Consider the following 19,221-nt stretch of genomic DNA (forward strand, 5'->3'; position numbering starts at 1 on the left):
GGAGTGCACCCACACCCCAACGAGTTCGAGGTCGGGCCTGCTCCGGATCGCTTCGATGACGATCGACCCGACGCCGCCCGTCGACCACACAACGGTTCTCAGCGGTGTTGTCACGATTCCTCCGTCGCTGCGGTTGATGCGCTTATCGATGCGGCGCGCTCGAGATAGGGCCAGGCAAGCTTGGGCGGCAGGCCACCGCAAAGCGGAAGCAGCGGCAGCGGTCTGCCGCCTCGGACGTACGCAGCGGCCTCCTCGCGCGGGAAGATGCGGTAGGGCCCGTCGGCCTCGCGCAGTTCGGACACGCTCCGCGCCGTCGAAATGCTCGCCACGGAGTCGTCGCCGTGGCGGTAGGACGCGGCCATCATCGCGTCGTGCAGCAGATACGGCCCCAACTCCCGCCAAGCCGCGTCCACATCGTCGGCGACGAAGACAGCCGTCGGGGCACGCTCGACGGGGAACTGCATGAGGCCCGGCTCGAATCCGTTGTTGCGGCATTCGGTTTCGTAGAATTCCTTCAGTTCGTCGGAAGCGACCTGCGAGATGAACCCGAGACCGTAACGCGCGGCGCGTCGGGCGGCGGCCTTGCTGCCCCCGGCGATCAGCATGTACGGCCCGCCCGGCGACGCGGGAGGCGGCGTGACGTGAACGCGCCGCCCGTCGACGTCGACCGGCTCCCCGGTCAACAGCCGCAGCAACAATGCCAGCGACGCGTCGGCCGCGGCGCCGCGACGGCGCATGTCCACACCGAAGTGCTCGTATTCCTCGGTCCGGTGGCCGATTCCGAACGCGTAGGAGACGCGGCCACGGCTGATGATGTCGAGGACGGAGATGTTCTCCGCGAGCCGCACCGGTTCCCAGAAGGTGATCGGCACGGCGGCCAGCATGATCGCGAGCCGGGAGGTTCGCGCGGCGATCGCCGATGCCAGGAGGTGCGGCGCAGGCAGGTGCCCGTCCTCGGTGCCGTGGTGCTCGGAGAGCACGGCGACGACCGCGCCGCGCGTCTCGGCCCACTCGCACATCTGCACCGCGGCCGCGTACAGCTCGGCCGTAGGCGCTCCCTTGGCGGGCGCCCGCATGTCGAATCGGAGCGTGAACATCAGCGCCGCAACAAGGCCGGAGTATTCACGACGACCGACTCTAACCTAATTTTTGTTCTGGTTTCCATTAATAGTGGATGCTATTCTCAGCGCTGGCTCTGTCGCCACACCGGGCTCCCCGAGGAGGATCGATGACCGGAGGCAAACACCGAGTAGCGGTCTGGTCGACCGGCGGAATCGGCTCCATCGCTATCCGCGCGATCTCCCAGCGACCCGACCTGGACCTCGTCGGGGTGTGGGTGCACTCCGAGGGAAAGATCGGCAAGGACGCCGGGGAGCTGGCCGGTGGTGATCCGATCGGGCTGGCGGCCACCAATGACGCCGAGGCGTTGATCGCACTGCAACCGGACTGCGTGGTCTACGCCGCGAGCGGGCCCGAACGCGACGCGGGGGCCGTGCCCGACTACCTGAGGCTCCTCGAAGCCGGGATCAACGTCGTGTCGACATCGTCGACGACGCTGATCTATCCACCCGCCTACTACTCGCCCGAATGGCGCGACCAGATGGAACAGGCGGCGAAGAAGGGGAGTGCGTCCTTCTACGCCTCCGGAATCTTTCCCGGGTTCGGCTCCGACCAGCTCGCGCTGGTGCTCGCCACGCAATCGAAGCAAATCCGGTGTCTGACCGTCACCGAGGTCGCGCTCAACGACCACTACCCGGTGGCCGACGTGATGATGAACGGCATGGGCTTCGGTCGCCCCCTGGATTTCGAACCGCTCCTGAAGACGCCCGGCTTCATCGAAATGGCCTGGCGGGCACCGATTCATCTGATGGCCGCCGGTCTGGGCGTGGAGGTGGAGGAGGTCCGTGGCACCCTCGACCGCCGCGTCACGGACCGCGACATCGAGGTGGCGTTCGGCACGATCGAGGCGGGGACGTGTGGTGCGGTGAGCACCCGCGCCGCGGGCGTGGTCAACGGCCGAGAAGCCATTGTCGTCCAGCACATCATCCGGATGGCACGCGACGTCGCGCCGGACTGGCTGTCGTCGGAGTTCGCTGCGACCTATCGCGTCGACATCGACGGTGATCCCGACATCCACTGCGCGATGAACGTCGGCGCCGCCGAAGGCCACGGGGCGGGGCATGCCGCGATGGCGGCCACCGCGATGCGCGTGGTCAACGCGATCCCGTATGTCGTGGAGGCCCCCGCTGGCCTGCTGAGCTCACTGGATCTGCCGAACACGTTGCCCCGGCACGCTTTCGGGTGATCACCGGTGTTCTCGATACGCTTCGACATGCGCGCACCGAGCTTCGGCGCGTCGACCACAGACCTGTACGCGGCCGCGATCGACATGTCGGCGTGGGCCGAGCAACACGGTTGTGTGGCGGCGATCTTGTGCGAGCACCACGGATCCGAGGACGGGTATCTGCCCGCGCCGCTGATCTTGGCATCGGCGATCGCGGCCCGCACCGACCGGTTGATGCTCAACGTGGTGGTGATCCTGCCGTTCTACGATCCCGTGCGGCTGGCGGAAGACATTGCTGTGCTCGACATCCTCAGCCGCGGTCGAACGTCGTACGTGTTCGGGTTGGGTTACCGGCCTGAGGAATTCGAGCATTTCGGGCTCGAGCTCTCCCACCGCGGCACGCTGGCCGACGAGAACCTCGCCCTGCTGAGGACACTGTTGACCGGCCTGCCCGTCGTCCACGGCGACCGCCGCATCACGGTGTCACCACCGCCGTGCACACCCGGCGGTCCGATGATGATGTGGGGCGGCGCGAGCGTCGCGGCGGCGCGCCGCGCCGGCCGGTACGGTCTCGGGCTTCTCGCCAACGGCTGCGTGCCCGGCATGCGGGAGGCATACGAGGCCGCCTCGCGAGAGCACGGGCACGAGCCCGGCGGGATGCTGTTGCCGCCGCCCGACACGCCCACGGTCACGTTCGTCGCCGACGACGTCGACGACGCGTGGGAGGAACTCGGCATGTACCTGCTGCACGACGCCAGGATGTATGCGCAGTGGAACCCCGGGAACCGCGCATCCGCGGGGATCTCGGCGGCGCGCGATGTCGCGGAACTGCGCACCGCCTACACCTCGCACCGAATCATCGACACCGCCGAGGCGACCGAAATCGTCCGCGGTGGCGGACTTCTCAACCTGTCGCCGCTGTGCGGCGGTATCCCACCTGAGATCGCGTGGCCGTATCTGAGGCGCGCCGGCGAGCTGGTCACGAACCTGACGACGACAAGAGGGAGCAATGCATGACCGACATCGGCACCGTCGACCTGTACTACGACCCGTTCGATTTCGACATCGACGACGATCCGTACCCGATCTGGAAGCGAATGCGCGACGAGGCGCCACTGTATTACAACGAGAAGTACAACTTCTACGCCCTGAGCCGCTATGACGACGTCGCACAGGGATTACACGACTGGGACACTTACCGTTCGGGTAAGGGCACGACGATGGATGTCATCATGAGTGGCGTCGACGTGCCGCCGGGGGTGATCCTGTTCGAAGATCCGCCCCTCCACGACATCCACCGACGAGTGCTGTCGAAGGTCTTCACCCCGCGCCGGATGGAGGCCATCGAAGATCTGGTGCGCCAGTTCTGCGTGCGTGCGCTCGACTCGCTGGCAGGGGCTTCCCGTTTCGACGTGATCGGCGACTTCGGAGCGCTGATCCCGATGCGGACCATCGGTTACCTGCTGGGCATCCCGGAGCAGGGGCAGCAGCAGATCCGCGACAACACCGACGCGTCCATAGGCTTGAAGGAGGGTAGTTTTCAGGCGGTCTCGGCAGCCACGTTCGAGAACGCCTACCAACTGTTCGCCGACTACATCGAATGGCGGGCGGAGCATCCGTCCGACGACCTGATGACGCAGTTACTCAACGCCGAGGTCGAGGACGAGGGTCGGCTTCGGCCGCTGTCGCGCATCGAGGTGCTGACGTACACGAGCATGATCGCCGGCGCGGGCAACGAGACGACCACCAGGCTGATCGGATTCATCGCCCAGATGCTTGCCGAGCATCCCGATCAGCGCCGGGAACTGGTCGACGATTACTCGCTGATCCCCAGGGCGATCGAAGAGGTGCTGCGTTACCAGGCGCCCTCGCCGGTTCAGGGCCGATATGTCGCCCGCGAGACCGAGTGCTATGGGCAGACGATTGCCGAGGGCTCGGTGATGTTGCTGCTCAACGGTTCTGCCAACAGGGACGAGCGGCGCTATCCCGACGGGGAGAGCTTCGACATCCACCGCGGCGGCTCGCACCTGTCATTCGGGCAGGGGTTGCACTTCTGCCTGGGCTCGTCGCTGGCCCGCATGCAGGCGCGGGTCGCGCTGGAGGAGATGCTGCGGCGCTGGCCCGAGTGGGACGTCGACTACACCGACGCCGCCATGGCTCACACGTCGAGTGTGCGGGGCTGGGGCAGGCTGCCGGTCACCGTCGGTTAGCGTCCCTCGTCGGACTTGCGTGCGGTGACGCCGCGCAACAGCGTGTCTCGCACGTGGATCTGCGAGGCACGGGGGCCGAGGTCGTGCAGCAGGTTTTCCGGGATCCACGACACCCCGATCACGACGCGAGCGAGCGTCTCGTTCGAGGGGCCTTCGATCGAGATCTCGCCGGAGCGAATGCCCTCGGTGATAAGGGATTTCATCTGCCGGACACGTTTGGTGAACAGCCATGCGATGTTCGGGGTGTCGGGTGGCGATTGTCGCATCCACGCCAGCTGAATCCGGAACTCGTCGCCGAAGTGGGCGAGTGCATTGGTGTGGATCCAGCTCAGCGCGTCGAGCTTCTCGACGGCCGACGAGTCGGACTGCAGCACGCTGGTCCATCCCACCTCCGCGACCTTCTCGCCGAACGACTGCATGATCGAAGCCAACAGCTCCTCTTTCGAGCCGATCAAGCGGTACACGGTTCCGGTGCCCAGACCCGCGGCCGCGGCGATATCGCGGATCGTGGTGACTTCGTAGCCTTTTCGCCCGAACTCCGCGCGTGCAACCGCGCGTACGTGGGAGGCCTTGTCGTCGGGTGCGTTCTGTTCGTCTGCGATCCATGACTTCACCGCGTCGTCGGCAGCGATGAACGCCGCGGAACGATCGAGTTCGGCGTCGCTGGGAGGAACGGTCGCCAGGCCCTCGAGCAGGATTCGGCACAACGTGGCCGCGACCTTGTCTGCGCCTGCGGTGTGCCGGATGACGTCGAGGCCGACCTGCCGCATCGCCTGGACGATCCGGTCGGCAAGGATCGGGAGATCGACGTCGGGACGCAGATAGCCGCTCCAGCGAGCTGCGCGCAGCGTCTGAACCATCGCTTCGAGGATCCTCGCTGGGCGTTGTTGGGCCAGCGCGGCGAGTTCCGGGTTCGATGTCGGGGCTTCGTAGAATGTCATCTGTAGTGCGGCGCTGTGGGTCACCGCGCACTGGGCGATGGCCGCGCCCAACTCCACGATCCGGTCGAACGCCGACAGCGGTGCGGGATCGTCAAGCCGGGCGAGGGCCTGCTCCGCGATGCGGTCGAGGTCTTCGTGGTACCGGCGCAGCAACTCGACGAGGATGGCTTCCTTGGATTCGAAGTGGTGGTAGAGGCTGCCCGGCAGGATGCCGGCGGCGTCCGCGATCTCCTGAAGCGACGTCCGCAGCCCGGACGTGGCGATCAACGACGCCGCCGTCTGCAGGATCTCGGTCCGCCGAGTGCCGTCGTCGTAGGAATGGCCTGCCTGCTTCGCGAGGTCCGTCTTCGGCGTCACGCGAGGCCCCACAGCACCTCCAAGGCCAGGCTCCTGTCCACCTGTTTGGTCGATCCGACCCAAAGTTTGGTTAACGCTACCAGAACTGCGACACGGCACGGTGTCGCTCGATGTGAAAGCGCTTGTGACGCGGCCGCTCGGTCAGTGGGACAGCCGGCGTTAGTCGGCGACGATCAGCCGGTGACACCGAGGCGCTGAGTCACCGCGAAGACCTCGTCATAGATTGCGCCAGGAACGGTGAATGGTTCGACGGCCGCCACCTCATCGAGATGTGCGGCGACGTCGTCGGCCGTCACATCGCCTTCGCGCGGCGCGAGCCAACCCTCGCTCAAACCGATGAAGACCCTGGCGAACCGGCCCGCGCAGGCCGAGAAGTTCTGGTGGCTGAACTCGCATGCCCGACTGGCCAGATACACCACGATCGGGGCGACGAGTTCGGGCCGGATCGCGGCGAAGAAACCGTTGTCCTCGAGCAGTTTCGGATCGCCCAGCGTTTCGGTGACCATGCGCGACAGCCCGAAGGGGAGCACGGTGTTGGCGCGAATGCCGTGCGGTTCGCCCTCTAGGGCGATGACGTTGGTCAGGCCGACTATGCCCGCCTTGGCCGCCGCGTAGTGCGCCTCCAGATGCTGGCCGAACATTCCGGCCGACGAGGCGATGAACACGAATCGGCCGTAACCCTGCGCCTTCATCACGCGGTAAGCGGGCTGCGACAGATAGAACGCGCCGTCCAGATGAACGGACAACATCCGTCGCCAATCGTCCTGTGTCAGTTCGTCGAAGGGGATGGAGTCGAAGATGCCCGCGTTGCTGATGACCGCGTCGAGCCGACCGAATGCGTCTACGGCGGTCCGCACGATCGCCTCACCACCGGTCGGGCTGTCCACCGAGTCGTACGACGCGACGGCGGTGCCGCCGGCTGCGGTGATCTCCTCGACCACCTGGTCCGCAACCGCACTGTCCTCGCCCGCACCGTGCATGGTGCCGCCGAGGTCGTTGACGACCACCGAGGCACCGCGCCTTGCCAACTCGAGCGCGTAGACGCGGCCGAGGCCGCGGCCTGCCCCGGTCACCACGGCGACCTGGTCGGTGAAGTCGATCATCGTCCCTCCCGGTGATTGACGGCGGTGCCGCCGGACTTTACGTTGGAACAGATATTTGGTCAACGCGGAAAGGGCTCGATGACGAGCGAGGGCGCCGACGATCCAAAGCGGCTGGTGCTGCTGGCCTCGGCGCTGGCCGGCCGCACGATCGCGGTCGCACCGGCGACCCCCGGTGAAGCGGCATGGACCGACGGCATCACGGTGTTCGTCGACCCGTCCGCGGGAGCGCCCCGCCAACTCGAGTCGGTCACGGTGCAGGCGTCGCTGCTGGCCAGTGGGGGACTGAACCCCGACGTGGTGCGCAAACTCGTCAGACGCCCGGCATTGGCGCGGCGATACCTCGCGGTGGAGGGCCAGCGCGCGCTGTCGCAGAACGAGGACCTGCTGCCGTCGCGCGTCCGGTCGCTCCTCGACTGTGATCTTGCGGCGCGCGCGGATTCGGCGCTCGGCTCGCTGAGGGTGGCGGTAGAGAACCGCGACATCGGCGAGCCGCCCGAGGGCTTTGGCGTGATCAAAGCACAGAAGCTGTTGGCGGCGCGCGCCGCGGCCGCGCATGTGGAACCTGCCGGCGGCCACGCACCGCGCCGCGATTCGAACAGGGAACTTGCCGAGCTCGATGACGATGATGAGGCCGCAGACGGCGACGACGTGATCGATCCCTTCTCGAGCCCCGTCGGCGGGGGCGGCGCACTCGGCAAGCTCCTCAGGGGCATGACGAAGAGCGTGCGCAAACTCTCAGGCGGCGGTACACCGGGTGCCGACACGCCAACACATCGCTCGCGCAAGGGTTTCCGCGGAGCAGGTGCGGTGACCTCGAGGGCGGCTCAAGCGCTGGACGCCGACGGCTGGGAGGCTTCCGGGAACGAGGGCCGCACATACCCCGAGTGGGACTTTCAACGGCGCTGCTACCGACCGGACTGGTGCACGGTGCTCGAGATCGATCCGCCGATCGAGAAGGGGCACGCGCTCTCACGCCCGGATGTTCACGCGTTGCGGCGTCCCCTCACCCGGCTCGGTATCGGCCTGGACCGATCCCACCGGCAGACCCAGGGGGACGACATCGACGTCGACGCGGCAGTCGAGGCGCGCGCGGAAACCCTGGCGGGTTCCACACCCGACGAGGCCGTGTATGTGGACAGCCTGCGCAGGCGGCGTGACTTGGCGGTGCTCGTCCTGCTGGACATCTCCGGATCGGCCGGGGAAGCGGGCACTTTCGGGCAGACCGTGCACGAGCAGCAGCGCGCGGCCGCGGCGGCGCTGACCGTCGCACTCCACGAACTCGGGGACCGGGTGGCGCTGTACGCATTTCAGTCACAAGGCCGTTCGGCGGTAAATCTGATGCCGGTCAAGCGCTTCGACGATCATCTCGACGCGATGGTCATGCGGCGGCTTGGCAGCCTCACCGCCGGCGCCTACTCCCGGCTGGGCGCGGCGATCCGCCACGGGGCCGCGGTGATGACGGAGAAGGCCGGCACGTCACGCCGTCTCATGGTCGTGCTCTCCGACGGTCTGGCCTATGACCACGGCTACGAACGGTTGTACGGTGCGGCCGACGTCCGAAAGGCACTGGGCGAGGCGCGTCGCGAGGGGATCGGCTGCCTGTGCCTGACGATTGGTGCGGCCACCGATTCCGGCGAGTTGGCCAGGGTGTTCGGCAGCGCCGCGCACGCGTCGATCCCGAAGCCCGCACAGTTGGCCGGCGTGATCGGACCGCTGTTCCGCTCGGCCCTGCGGACGGCCGACCTGCGTCGGCGTATCCCAACACCGCCCAGACCTTGAACCAAACATCTGTTCCGCGCTAGGGTCCCTACAACCAGGCATACCGAAGGGAAGCCATGCAGGTGAAGCCGCCGCGCCCCTACTACGTGCCCGTCGCGAACGAGGAACAGGTGTTCAAGGCCGCCTACAAACAGGGCCTGTCGGTCGCGTTGAAGGGTCCGACGGGGTGCGGTAAGACACGGTTCGTCGAGGCGATGGCACACGATCTGGACCGACCGCTGATCACCGTCGCCTGTCACGACGACCTGACCACCGCCGACCTCGTCGGCCGGTTCCTTCTGCGCGGCGGTGACACCGAATGGGTCGACGGCCCCCTCACCCGTGCGGTCCGCGAGGGGGCGATCTGCTATCTCGACGAGATCGTGGAGGCCCGCCAGGACACCACCGTGGTGTTGCACCCGCTGGCCGACCATCGCAGGCAGCTGCCGATCGAACGGCTCGGGGTCACCCTGGACGCGGCGCCGGGATTCTGCCTGGTCGTCTCCTACAACCCCGGCTATCAGAGCGTGCTGAAGGATCTGAAGGACTCCACCCGACAGCGGATGGTCGCGATTGAATTCGGCTTCCCGACAGCCGATGTCGAGGAGAAGATCGTCGCCAGCGAAGCGGCCATCGACCACGACCGCGCCGCCGAACTCGTCCGGCTCGGCCATGCGATCCGGCGGCTGGAGACAGGCGGACTCCGCGAGGTCGCCTCGACGCGTGTCCTGATCGCTGCGGGCCGACTGATCGCCGAGGGACTGACCCCGCGAGACGCCGCACGGGCCGCCATCGCGGGTCCGCTCACCGACGACGCGACCGTGACCCGCGGATTGCTCGAAATGATCGACGCGTACCTCGCCGACTCGCGGCCGGACGATTGACGCTGATCATGACCGTGATTACTGTCTGAACAAATCTTAGGTTTCCAACGACGGAGGTGGCATGTCCTACGAGAGCACCGCGGAACCAATCAAGTTCGGGTACCTCATGGACTTCAAGCTGCCCGACCTGTACCCGCAGGAGATGAAGGAAGACCTGTCCAACCCCTTCGAGCTGATCTTCGCCGAGGCTGTCGAGGACGGCGTGATCGATCGACCCATCGAGATCATCTACAAAGAGGTCGAAGGCCTCCCGAAGGGTTCGGTCAAGGCCGTGATCGACGCGTACGGCGAGCTCGTCGACGGGGGGTGTCTCGCGGTGTTCGGCCCGCACATCACCGACAACTGCGTGCCGACCCGCGAGGCCATCGAGGAGCGTTTTCGAGTGCCCGCGCTGAGCGTCACCGGCAGCGACGCGTGGCTGGGGGAGTGGACGTTTTCGTTCCCGCAGGGCTCGCTGACCGACGAGCCGATCTTCTGGGCGGACCTGCTGGCCAAGGGCGGACACCATGAGGTCGGCGTTCTCATGGAGCAGTCGCTCGTCGGTGAGACTTACGTGAAGAACTTCCGGAACGCTTGTCGGCGCAAGGGGATACGCATCGTCGCCGAAGCGGCGATCGCGCAGACGGCGCAAGACGTCTCGGAGGCCGTGCGCACCCTGTACGAAGCCAAGGCGCAGGCCGTCGTGCACGCCGGTTTCGGATTCGGCATCGTGTTCGTCAACCCGGCGCTCGAAGCGCTCGAATGGGACCCGCCTCGCTTCACCAGCACCGCCTTCCAGAACGCGTGGATCAACCCGATCATGTGGAACGCATTCATGGGGTGGACGGGTGTCGACCAGTACGACGAGGGCAATCCGGTCGGCCAGAGGTTCCTCGACAAGTACCAGGAGAAGTTCGGCCGTCGACCGGAATACTGTGTGCCCGTTGTCAATTGCGATGTGGCATCGGCGCTGCTACGTGCCTGTGCCGATGCTCATCCGCTGAGCCCGCGGGGAGTCAAAGAGGCGCTGGAGCGCGTCAAGATGATGCCCGCGGCCGCCGGTGCCCCGGGCACCCGCGTGTCGTTCGGCAACTGGACGCGCCGGGCCTGGATGGGCGCCGGCTACCTGGTGGCCCGAAAGCTCGACGCCGACGGCGTCAACTCGCATCTCGTCGACCGATTCGGTGAGGAGTAACCGATGACCACTGAAGCGCCGAAGGCCGACCTCGCGCCGCAGGCCGCCGAACCACCGAAGCGCGCGTGGCTCGGACCGACCATCTCGATCGCCGCGCTCCTGGCCGTTGCGGTGTTCTTCGGGATCAACACGCGAAAGGGACCGGGGTCTCCGCGAATCGCCAACCCCGACGTCGAGGGCGCGCCGCGGCCGGTCGAAGCGCTGTTCGGGTGGAGCCCGTCGACCTGGGTGGTGATCCTCGAGACCTTCACCGTCATCACGATGGTCGTCATTGTCACCCTGTGGGTGGTCCATTGGCGGCGTAACCCGCACAATCCGACGTTGTTGATGGCGCTGGTGACCTCGTTGATCGTGTGGCAAGACCCCATCATGAACTGGTCGCCGTTCGCGGTCTACAACCCGGAACTGGCACACCTGCCCGAGGACTGGCCGCTGGTGTCCCTGTCGCCGACGGTCGAACCCTTCGTGGTTCTCGGCTACGTGATGTTCTATCTCGGGCCCTACTTCCCGGCAATCTGGATTCTGCGAAAACTGCAGGCGCGCAGCTCGGTTGACTCGTTCGTGTGGCGTCACCCGCTGATCAGCCTGGCCGCCATCATCTTCCCGATCGGGGTGGTGGTGGATGCGGCGCTGGAGATCACCCTGGTGCGCACCGGTATGTACATCTACTCGCAGGTGCCGCCGTGGGCGTCGATCTTCAACGGAGAGCCGCACCAGTTCCCCCTGATCTGGGAAGTCGTGGCGGTGACCTTCGTGATGATCCCCGCCGGAGTGCTGCTCTACCGCGACGACACCGGCAAGTCCGTCGCCGAGAAGCTCGCTCAGCGGGCCAGGATTTTCGCCTCCAGGCCGCGACTGGGCACCTTCGTCGTGATGTTCGTGATCATCAACATCGCCTACCTCTGCTACGGCGGTTTGTTCGCGATCGTCAAAGCCACCAAGATCTCCACCTCGGTGGCCTGCCCCTGGCCGTATCCAGAAGTGAAAATCTATGATCCGCAGGGTTTCTACGAGGAGAATGGACAACCCGGCCCGTATTCCGTCGGCATCATGTCGACCTGGATGAGCGGTCAGCCCGACGGACGACCCAATGTGGAACTGGGCGCCAAGAGTGATCGATGTGCGCCGGAAGAGTCGAATGGATAGAGGGCGAACCGTAGTCATCACCGGCGCCTCGCGTGGGCTCGGACTGGCGTCGGCCACCCATCTGTACCGGCAGGGCTGGCGGGTCGTCGCGGCCATGCGTTCCGTCGACGCCGGCATGCAGCGGCTACGCGAGGCCACGGGCGCGGCGCCTGACGATCCGAACCTGATCGGCGTCACCCTCGATCTGACCGACACCGCGTCGATCGAGGCGGCAGCGAAGTCGATCGTGGAGGCGGTCGGCGCACCGTATGCGGTGGTGCACAACGCCGGGATCTCGGCGGCCGGGATGGTCGAGGAGACACCGATAAGCCTGTGGGAGCGGATGTTCGCCACCAACATCTTCGGCCCTGTCGCGCTGACCAAGGCGCTGCTGCCGGCCATGCGGGACGCCGGGCGCGGCCGCATCGTGCTGGTGTCGAGTCAGGGTGGCGTGCGCGGAATGCCCGCCACGGCACCGTATTCGGCGGTCAAAGGGGCATTGGAACGCTGGGGTGAGTCGATGGCCGCAGAGGTCGCCCCGTTCGGCATCGGTGTCACGATCCTCGTCACCGGAACCTACGACACCGAGATCATCACCGACGCGGGAACCACCGACTGCCGCGATCTCGACGGTCCGTACGCCGAGCATCACAGCACGATGGACAAACGTGGCCGGGCCGCGATGCGCATGGCCGCGAGGTCGCCCGAGAAGTTCGCGACGGGCTTGGCCAAGGCCCTGCAGAGCTCGAAGCCGTTCGTGAAGCGACCGGTAGGCCCTGATGCCCGAATGTTGTTGATCGCCAACCGCGTAGTTCCCTCCGCCGGGTTGCACCAGATGATCCGGCTGATGATGGGCATCCCGCGGTTCGGCGCACTACGAGGAAGCAGAGACCATGGCTGACGTCCGGTTCGAGACCAAGATGATGGTCGACGGCAAACTCGTCGATGGTGAGGCGGGCACCTTCGCCAACGTCAACCCGGCGACCGAAGAGGTGCTCGGCGAGGTGGCCGACGCCTCGAAGGACGATATGCACCGCGCGATCGATGCGGCGCGCCGCGCCTTCGACGAGACCGACTGGTCGACGAATCATGCGTTCCGCCAGAGATGTCTGTTGCAGTTGCAGGAGGCACTCGAGTCCGAACAAGAAGAGTTGCGTGAGGAGCTCATCCTCGAGGTGGGCTGCCCGCGCGCCATCACGCACGGCCCCCAACTCGATGCCCCGCTCGCCGACGCCTTGCGGTACCCCGCCCGGCTGATCGACGAATATCCCTGGGAGACTTCGTTGGGCGACGCGCTCGTATCGGTCACCGGAGTCAACACCACACGGAAGGTCTGGCGTGAGCCCGTCGGCGTCGTCGGTGCGATCGTGCCCTGGAACTTCCCGTTCGAGGTCACCATCCAGAAGATAGGACAGGCCCTCGGCACCGGTAACACCGTCGTGCTCAAGCCGGCACCCAACACCCCCTACAACGCGACGCGGCTCGGCCGGCTGATCGCCGAGAACACCGACATCCCACCGGGTGTCGTGAACGTTGTCACCGCATCGGACCACTTCGTCGGCGAAGAACTCACCCTCTCGCCGAAGGTGGATCTCATCTCGTTCACCGGATCCACCGTCGTCGGACGCCGCATCATGGAGAAGGGCGCCGCGACGATGAAGCGGCTGTTCCTCGAACTCGGCGGCAAGTCGGCCACCATTGTGCTGGAGGACGCGGACTTCGCGGTGGGCTGCATGATGGGCATCGCGCCCTGCATGCACGCGGGCCAGGGGTGCGCCAACCCCACCCGGCTGCTGCTGCCGCGGTCGCGTTACGACGAAGGCGTCGAAATCCTCAAGGGCATCTACGAAGGTGTCACACCCGGCGATCCGCAGGATCCGGCCACTCTGTGCGGACCGGTCATCTCCGACAAACAGCGCAGCCGCATCCGCGGATACATCGACAAGGGCGTCGAGGAGGGCGCGACCCTGCTGGTCGGTGGAGCCGAAGCGCCCGACGGCATGGACAAGGGCTACTTCGTCAAGCCCACTCTGTTCGTCAACGTCGACAACTCCATGACCATTGCGCAGGAGGAGATCTTTGGGCCCGTGCTCTCGGTGATCCCCTTCGACGACGAGGACGACGCGGTGCGCATCGCCAACGACAGCCCGTACGGGCTGGCGGGCAACGTGATGGCGGGAACGCTGGACCGCGCACTGTCGGTGGCACGACGGCTTCGTGCCGGGTTCATCGGGTTGAACGGCACTGCGGGCTACGGAGCCGACACGCCGTTCGGCGGTTACAAGGCCAGCGGAATCGGTCGCCAGAACGGTGTCGCCGGGTTCGACCAGTACACCGAGATCAAGTCCGTCGCCTATCCGGCCGGTTCCTAGGAGGAAGCCATGCAATTGTTGTTCGAGGACCTCGAGGACTTCGGCGAGTTCGACGACTTCGTGTCGGGCGACGTGCGCGACCCCTACACCGAGCTGGCCAGGTTGCGTCGCGAGGAGCCCGTCCAGAAGATCGAGATCCCCGGAATCCCTGGGCAAGAGGGCAAGCCGATCGTCATGGTCTACCGCTATGAAGAGGCCCAGCAGATGCTGCGGGACAACGAAACGTTTTCCTCGGCGATCATCATCCAGGCGTTCGGGGACGTGTTCGGTAAGCACGTGATGCTCGGCATGGACGAGCCTGAACACGGCAGGCACCGGGGTCTGGTCGCCAAGGCGTTCTCGCAGAAGGCCCTGGCCCGTTGGGAAGACACGTTGGTCACCAGAATCGGCAACGCGTTGATCGACCGGTTCGCCGAGCGGGGGAGCGTCGACCTGGTCAAGGAATTCAACTTCCCGTACCCCACGCTGATCATCGCCGGGTTGCTGGGCCTGCCGCAGGACGACTACGCGCAGTTCCAGAAGTGGTCCATCTCGCTGCTGTCGTTCACCGTCAACCCCGAACGCGGGAAGGAAGCGTCCGCGGCGCTGGCCGACTACTTCAGGCCCATTCTCGCCGCGCGTCGCGAGGAACCGCGAGACGATCTGATCAGCCGGCTCGCCGGGGCCGAGATCGACGGCGAGCAGCTCTCGGACGAAGAGATCTTCTCGTTCCTGCGGCTGCTCTTGCCCGCCGGTGTGGAGACCACGTACCGGGCGTTCGGCAACCTGATGTTCGGGCTGCTGACCAATCCCGAACAGCTGGAAGCCCTTCGGGTCGACCGGTCACTGATACCGCAGGCGATAGAGGAAGCGGTGCGCTGGGAGCCGCCGCTGAGCATGATTACCCGGATCGCAAGCCGCGACACCGAACTCGGCGGCGTTCACATTCCCGAGGGTTCGTCGGTGATGCCGGTGTTGGGCGCGGCCAATCGGCAAGACGAGCGTTTCCCGGACCCCGATCAATTCGACATCTTCCGAGAATCCAAGGCCAACATCGGGTGGGGCCACGGTGTGCACGTCTGCCTCGGCATGCACTTGGCGCGGTTGGAGATGCGCGTCGCGCTCAATCTCCTACTGGATCGCTTGCCCAACCTGCGGCTCGACCCCGGGGCCGAGGAGGCCTACATCCGCGGCCAGGTGTTCCGGTCTCCGACCGCGCTGCCCATCGTGTTCGACCCGTCGGTCAGCCCATGACCGATCTGCGCTTCGACGACCGCGTGGTGGTCGTCACCGGCGGCGGCCGCGGAATCGGCCGCGGCCACGCGTTGCTGGCTGCCGCCAAGGGGGCGTCCGTCGTGGTCGCCGACAACGGCGCCGAGATCGACGGCCGCACATCTGCCGCGCGGCCGGCCGACGCGGTGGCCGAGGAGATCACCCAGACCGGCGGACGAGCGGTGGCCTGCTGCGCTTCGGTCGCCGACGAGGCGGGGGCGCAGTCGATCATCGATGCCGCTCACAAGGCGTTCGGACGTATCGACGCGGTGATCAACAACGCGGGCGTTCACGACCCGGGTCTTTTCCAGACGCTGTCGGCGGACCGGGTGCGCCGAATGCTCGATGTGCATTACTTCGGAACGCTTTTCGTCACGCGGGCCGCATGGCCCCATCTCGCCGAGGCCGGCGCGGGCCGGATCGTCAACACCGTCTCCGAAGCCATGCTCGGCGGCATACCGGAGCTCACGAGCTACGGCGCGGCCAAGGGAGCGGTGTGGGGGTTGACCCGCAACCTCGCCACCGAAGGCGCGGCTCACGGCATCGGGGTCAATGCGATCGCGCCGCGGGCCTACACCCGCATGTCCGCATCGCAGGGCCAGCAGTTGGCCGAGCTGTACGGCATGTCGGAAGAGACGATGTCGGAGATCAACGCCAGCATGCCTCCCGAACTATGCGCTCCCGCTGCGGTTTTCCTTGCCCATGAGTCATGCGCGTTGAACGGCGAGGTGTTGCTGACGGGGATGGGCGGTGTCGCGCGGCTGGCGGTCGTGCGCACCCAGGGCATCTGGAAGCAGCCGCTGACTGCCGAAGACATCGCCGAGAACCTCGAGGAGATCATGACCGTCGACGACGCCTACGTGACCGAAGCTACCAGGAGTGTCCTGTGACCGATTTTGAAGCCCTCGACTTCTTCACCGACGAGACGTTGATCCCGGACCCGTATCCGTATTTTGACGAACTGCGGTCCAAATGCCCGGTGGCTCAGGCCACCCCATTCAACGTGCTTGCGGTCACCGGGTACGACGAGGCGCTCGCCGTCTACAAGGACCCGGCCTTCTCGTCGTGCGTGTCGGTCGCCGGTCCGTTCTCGGGCTTGCCCTTCGGACCCGGGGAATCCGACGACGTCAGCGAGCTGATCGAAAAGCACCGCGGTGCCGTCCCGATGGCCGAGCACATCACGACGCAGGACCCGCCGTTGCACACCCGCACACGCGGCTTGCTGAACAAGCTGATCACGCCCAAGCGCCTCAAGGAGAACGAGGACTTCATGTGGCGGTTGGCCGATCAGCAACTCGACACCTTCCTCGAGAAGGGCAGCTGCGAGTTTCTTGCGGCATACGCAAAACCGTTCTCACTACTGGTCATCGCGGACCTTCTCGGTGTACCTGCTGAAGACCATGACGAGTTCAAAGAGGTCTTCGCGCTCGAAACCGTCGGCGAACTCGGCAAGGAGGCGCCGACAACGCACAACCCGCTGCAGTGGCTCAACGAGAAGTTCCATTCCTACATCGAGGACCGGCGGCGCTCACCGCGCGCCGACGTGCTGACCGAGTTGGCCCAGGCCAAGCACGAGGACGGCTCGACCCCCGACATCGAGGACGTCATGAACCTGTCGACGTTCCTGTTCGCGGCCGGCACCGAGACGACGACGAAACTGGTCAGCTCCGCGGTGCGCTTCATCGCCGACAATCCGGGCTCGGAGAAGGAACTGCGGGACGACCGCGGCAAGATCCCCGCCTTCCTGGAGGAGACCTTGCGGATGGAAAGCCCTGTCAAATCGCACTTCCGGATGGCACGCACCACCACCAAGATCGGTGAAGTCGAGGTGCCTGCCGGTACGACCGTCATGCTGCTTCCCGGCGCCTGCAACCGTGACGAGCGTAAGTTCGCCGACCCCAATACCTTCCGGGCGGATCGACCGAACGTGCGCGAGCAGATCGCGTTCATCCGCGGCGTCCACTCGTGCCCGGGCGCTCCGCTGGCCCGCGCCGAAGGGCGGATATCGGTGAACCGGATCCTCGACCGGATGAGCGACATCACGATCTCCGCCGAACACCACGGCCCACCCGACGACCGGCGCTTCAGCTACGAGCCGACATTCATCATGCGCGGGCTCAGCGAACTGCACATCACCTTCACCCCCATCGGCTGACCCAGAAATCGAAGGAGTAGCACATGACCGGAAAGCTCGAGGGCAAGGTCGCTTTCATCACGGGGGCCGCCCGCGGTCAGGGTCGCGCGCATGCGATCGCGATGGCGAAGGAGGGCGCCGACATCATCGCGGTCGACATCTGCCGCGACATCCCGTCGAACCCGTATCCGCTTGCCACGCCCGAAGACCTCTCCGAAACCGAGCGCGCGGTCAAGGAGACCGGCCGGCGCGTCGTCGCCCGGGTGGCCGATGTCCGTGAGCGCCACGAGCTTCGTGAGGCGGTGGAGGCGGGGGTGGCCGATCTCGGGAAGATCGACATCGTGGTGGCCAACGCCGGCATATTGCCGATGGCGATGGGCAATCCCGATCCGATGGGCTTCGTCGACGCGTCGGACGTCGACCTGGTCGGGGTGATGAACACGGTCGCGGTGGCGCTTCCGCACCTGCCCGACGGTGCGTCGGTCATCGTGACCGGATCCACCGCGGGCATGATCCGCGGCACCACGACGAGCCCGGACATGGGTCCCGGCGGCGCCGGATACGGCTGGAGCAAACGCATCGTGATCGAGTACGTCGACGAGATGTGTCTTCACCTGGCGCCGAGGATGATTCGCATCAACGCCATCCACCCGACCAACTGCAACACCCACCTGTTGCAGAACGAGGGAATGTACGGCGTGTTCCGGCCCGACCTGAAGGCCGAGGGCAAGACACCCACACGCGAAGATGCCGAACCGCTTTTCTCGCTCTTTCAGGCCATGCCGATCCCGTACATCGAGCCCGAGGACATGGCGAACCTCGGCGTGTTCCTGGCCAGCGACGACAGCCGCTACATCACCGGCCAGCACATCCGGGTTGACGCAGGCTCACTGCTCAAGTGGCCCAACGGGCCCGGCGGCTAAGGCCGGTGCAGGAACCCGTGCAGAATCGCCTGCACGAGTTCGTCGACGATCGCCTCGCGTGACGGTGGCTTGCTGCCGAAGAAGGTGGAACGCAGTGCCACCATGCCGACGATCATTGCGACCGTCGAGTGCGCGGGGAGATCGGGTTGATCCGACCGAAGGCCCCGCAGCCGGATGCCTTCGGCACTGATCTGGCCGAGCAGCGTGAGCGCGCGCCTGATGTCGGCTATACCGGCGCTGTCGATTTCCTCGTCGGTGAGTCCGTCCGATGCGACGAGAGTCAGCAGCAGGCCCCGGTGCTCGATGAGCACGTCGTAGAGACGCCCGACGAATTGACGGGTCAGTTCCTCTTCGGTGACCTTGTCGGGTATGACGGCCTGCCACGTCTTACCGAAGTCGTCGACGAAGTCGGTGAAGGGCAGAACCAGCGCCTCGCGGAACAGTCCGGCCTTCGAGCCGAAGTGACGGAACAACAGGTACTCGGTGACGCCTGCGGCTTCGGCGATCTCCCGGGTGGTCGTGCTGCGATAGTCCCGGCGCGCGAACAGATCCCGGGCTGCGTCGAGCAGCAGTCGCCGGGCCTCGCCGGGGGCCCTGCGCGAAGCCTGCGGCTCTTCGGCGGATCCCTTCTTCGACGAACGTCGCTGCGGCACGGCACATGACGATAGTCGCCTCTTGACCCCAACGCCGGTAATAGTGTCCACT

At 66.1% G+C, this 19,221-nt stretch carries 17 protein-coding genes and 1 pseudogene; 13 read left to right on the forward strand and 5 right to left on the reverse strand.

Annotated elements, in window-relative coordinates; translation table 11 throughout:
• Positions 1-114: pseudogene (locus A5752_RS27465) on the reverse strand (dihydrodipicolinate reductase); the annotation flags it as partial.
• Positions 111-1,097 carry an LLM class flavin-dependent oxidoreductase gene (locus tag A5752_RS09480; protein WP_067084609.1) on the reverse strand — a complete coding sequence of 329 codons (987 nt, stop codon included), beginning with the start codon at positions 1,095-1,097 and terminating at the stop codon, positions 111-113. The pseudogene A5752_RS27465 and the gene A5752_RS09480, both read right to left, overlap by 4 nt.
• Before the next feature lie 131 nt (positions 1,098-1,228).
• Between A5752_RS09480 and A5752_RS09485 the strand changes: the two genes are divergently transcribed.
• The 3 genes from A5752_RS09485 to A5752_RS09495 are packed head-to-tail and all read left to right on the forward strand — an operon-like array spanning position 1,229 to position 4,494.
• Positions 1,229-2,305 (forward strand): NAD(P)H-dependent amine dehydrogenase family protein, encoded by a 1,077-nt coding sequence (locus A5752_RS09485; RefSeq protein ID WP_067084611.1) that lies wholly within the window; start codon positions 1,229-1,231, stop codon positions 2,303-2,305.
• 6 nt (positions 2,306-2,311) lie between these two features.
• Positions 2,312-3,301 (forward strand): LLM class flavin-dependent oxidoreductase, encoded by a 990-nt coding sequence (locus A5752_RS09490; RefSeq protein ID WP_067084612.1) that lies wholly within the window; start codon positions 2,312-2,314, stop codon positions 3,299-3,301.
• Positions 3,298-4,494 (forward strand): cytochrome P450, encoded by a 1,197-nt coding sequence (locus A5752_RS09495; protein ID WP_067084614.1) that lies wholly within the window; start codon positions 3,298-3,300, stop codon positions 4,492-4,494. The genes A5752_RS09490 and A5752_RS09495 overlap by 4 nt, the downstream gene beginning before the upstream one ends.
• Here A5752_RS09495 and A5752_RS09500 read toward each other — a convergent pair.
• On the reverse strand, positions 4,491-5,792 hold the full coding sequence (locus A5752_RS09500) for a TetR/AcrR family transcriptional regulator (protein WP_231983368.1): 1,302 nt from the start codon (positions 5,790-5,792) through the stop codon (positions 4,491-4,493). The genes A5752_RS09495 and A5752_RS09500 overlap by 4 nt on opposite strands.
• A gap of 173 nt (positions 5,793-5,965) precedes the next feature.
• Entirely contained in the window at positions 5,966-6,895 is a 930-nt protein-coding gene (locus tag A5752_RS09505) for an SDR family NAD(P)-dependent oxidoreductase (RefSeq protein ID WP_067084617.1), read from the reverse strand.
• 78 nt (positions 6,896-6,973) lie between these two features.
• Here A5752_RS09505 and A5752_RS09510 point away from each other — a divergent pair, with 78 nt between their 5' ends.
• From A5752_RS09510 to A5752_RS09555, 10 genes are all read left to right on the forward strand, one after another.
• A complete protein-coding gene (locus tag A5752_RS09510) occupies positions 6,974-8,674 on the forward strand; it encodes a nitric oxide reductase activation protein NorD (RefSeq protein WP_067084618.1) in 1,701 nt (566 codons plus the stop codon).
• A 56-nt stretch (positions 8,675-8,730) separates the two neighbouring features.
• Positions 8,731-9,537, forward strand: coding sequence for a CbbQ/NirQ/NorQ/GpvN family protein (locus A5752_RS09515; protein WP_067084619.1), 807 nt, complete (start codon positions 8,731-8,733; stop codon positions 9,535-9,537).
• Positions 9,538-9,598: 61 nt separating this feature from the next.
• Positions 9,599-10,711: an ABC transporter substrate-binding protein gene (locus tag A5752_RS09520; protein WP_067084621.1), complete on the forward strand. Its 1,113-nt coding sequence runs from the start codon at positions 9,599-9,601 to the stop codon at positions 10,709-10,711.
• 3 nt (positions 10,712-10,714) lie between these two features.
• The gene (locus A5752_RS09525; protein ID WP_067084623.1) at positions 10,715-11,857 is read left to right on the forward strand and encodes a spirocyclase AveC family protein; all 1,143 of its coding nucleotides are present in this window, start codon (positions 10,715-10,717) and stop codon (positions 11,855-11,857) included.
• Entirely contained in the window at positions 11,850-12,737 is an 888-nt protein-coding gene (locus tag A5752_RS09530; RefSeq protein ID WP_067084627.1) for an SDR family oxidoreductase, read from the forward strand. Before A5752_RS09525 ends, A5752_RS09530 begins: the two co-directional genes overlap by 8 nt.
• A gap of 19 nt (positions 12,738-12,756) precedes the next feature.
• Positions 12,757-14,208, forward strand: a complete 1,452-nt coding sequence (locus A5752_RS09535) for an aldehyde dehydrogenase family protein (protein WP_067084769.1) — start codon at positions 12,757-12,759, stop codon at positions 14,206-14,208.
• A gap of 9 nt (positions 14,209-14,217) precedes the next feature.
• Positions 14,218-15,441: a cytochrome P450 gene (locus tag A5752_RS09540; RefSeq protein ID WP_067084629.1), complete on the forward strand. Its 1,224-nt coding sequence runs from the start codon at positions 14,218-14,220 to the stop codon at positions 15,439-15,441.
• Positions 15,438-16,349 carry an SDR family NAD(P)-dependent oxidoreductase gene (locus A5752_RS09545; protein WP_067084631.1) on the forward strand — a complete coding sequence of 304 codons (912 nt, stop codon included), beginning with the start codon at positions 15,438-15,440 and terminating at the stop codon, positions 16,347-16,349. The genes A5752_RS09540 and A5752_RS09545 overlap by 4 nt, the downstream gene beginning before the upstream one ends.
• Positions 16,346-17,614, forward strand: a complete 1,269-nt coding sequence (locus tag A5752_RS09550) for a cytochrome P450 (RefSeq protein ID WP_067084633.1) — start codon at positions 16,346-16,348, stop codon at positions 17,612-17,614. Before A5752_RS09545 ends, A5752_RS09550 begins: the two co-directional genes overlap by 4 nt.
• Before the next feature lie 23 nt (positions 17,615-17,637).
• A complete protein-coding gene (locus tag A5752_RS09555) occupies positions 17,638-18,516 on the forward strand; it encodes a mycofactocin-coupled SDR family oxidoreductase (RefSeq protein WP_067084634.1) in 879 nt (292 codons plus the stop codon).
• On the opposite strand, the gene A5752_RS09560 is transcribed toward A5752_RS09555, so the two are convergent.
• Positions 18,513-19,169: a TetR/AcrR family transcriptional regulator gene (locus A5752_RS09560; RefSeq protein ID WP_067084636.1), complete on the reverse strand. Its 657-nt coding sequence runs from the start codon at positions 19,167-19,169 to the stop codon at positions 18,513-18,515. The genes A5752_RS09555 and A5752_RS09560 overlap by 4 nt on opposite strands.
• Between the last annotated feature and the right edge of the window lie 52 nt (positions 19,170-19,221).

The organism is Mycobacterium sp. 852002-51961_SCH5331710, assembly GCF_001665535.1.
Classification (GTDB): Bacteria; Actinomycetota; Actinomycetes; order Mycobacteriales; family Mycobacteriaceae; genus Mycobacterium.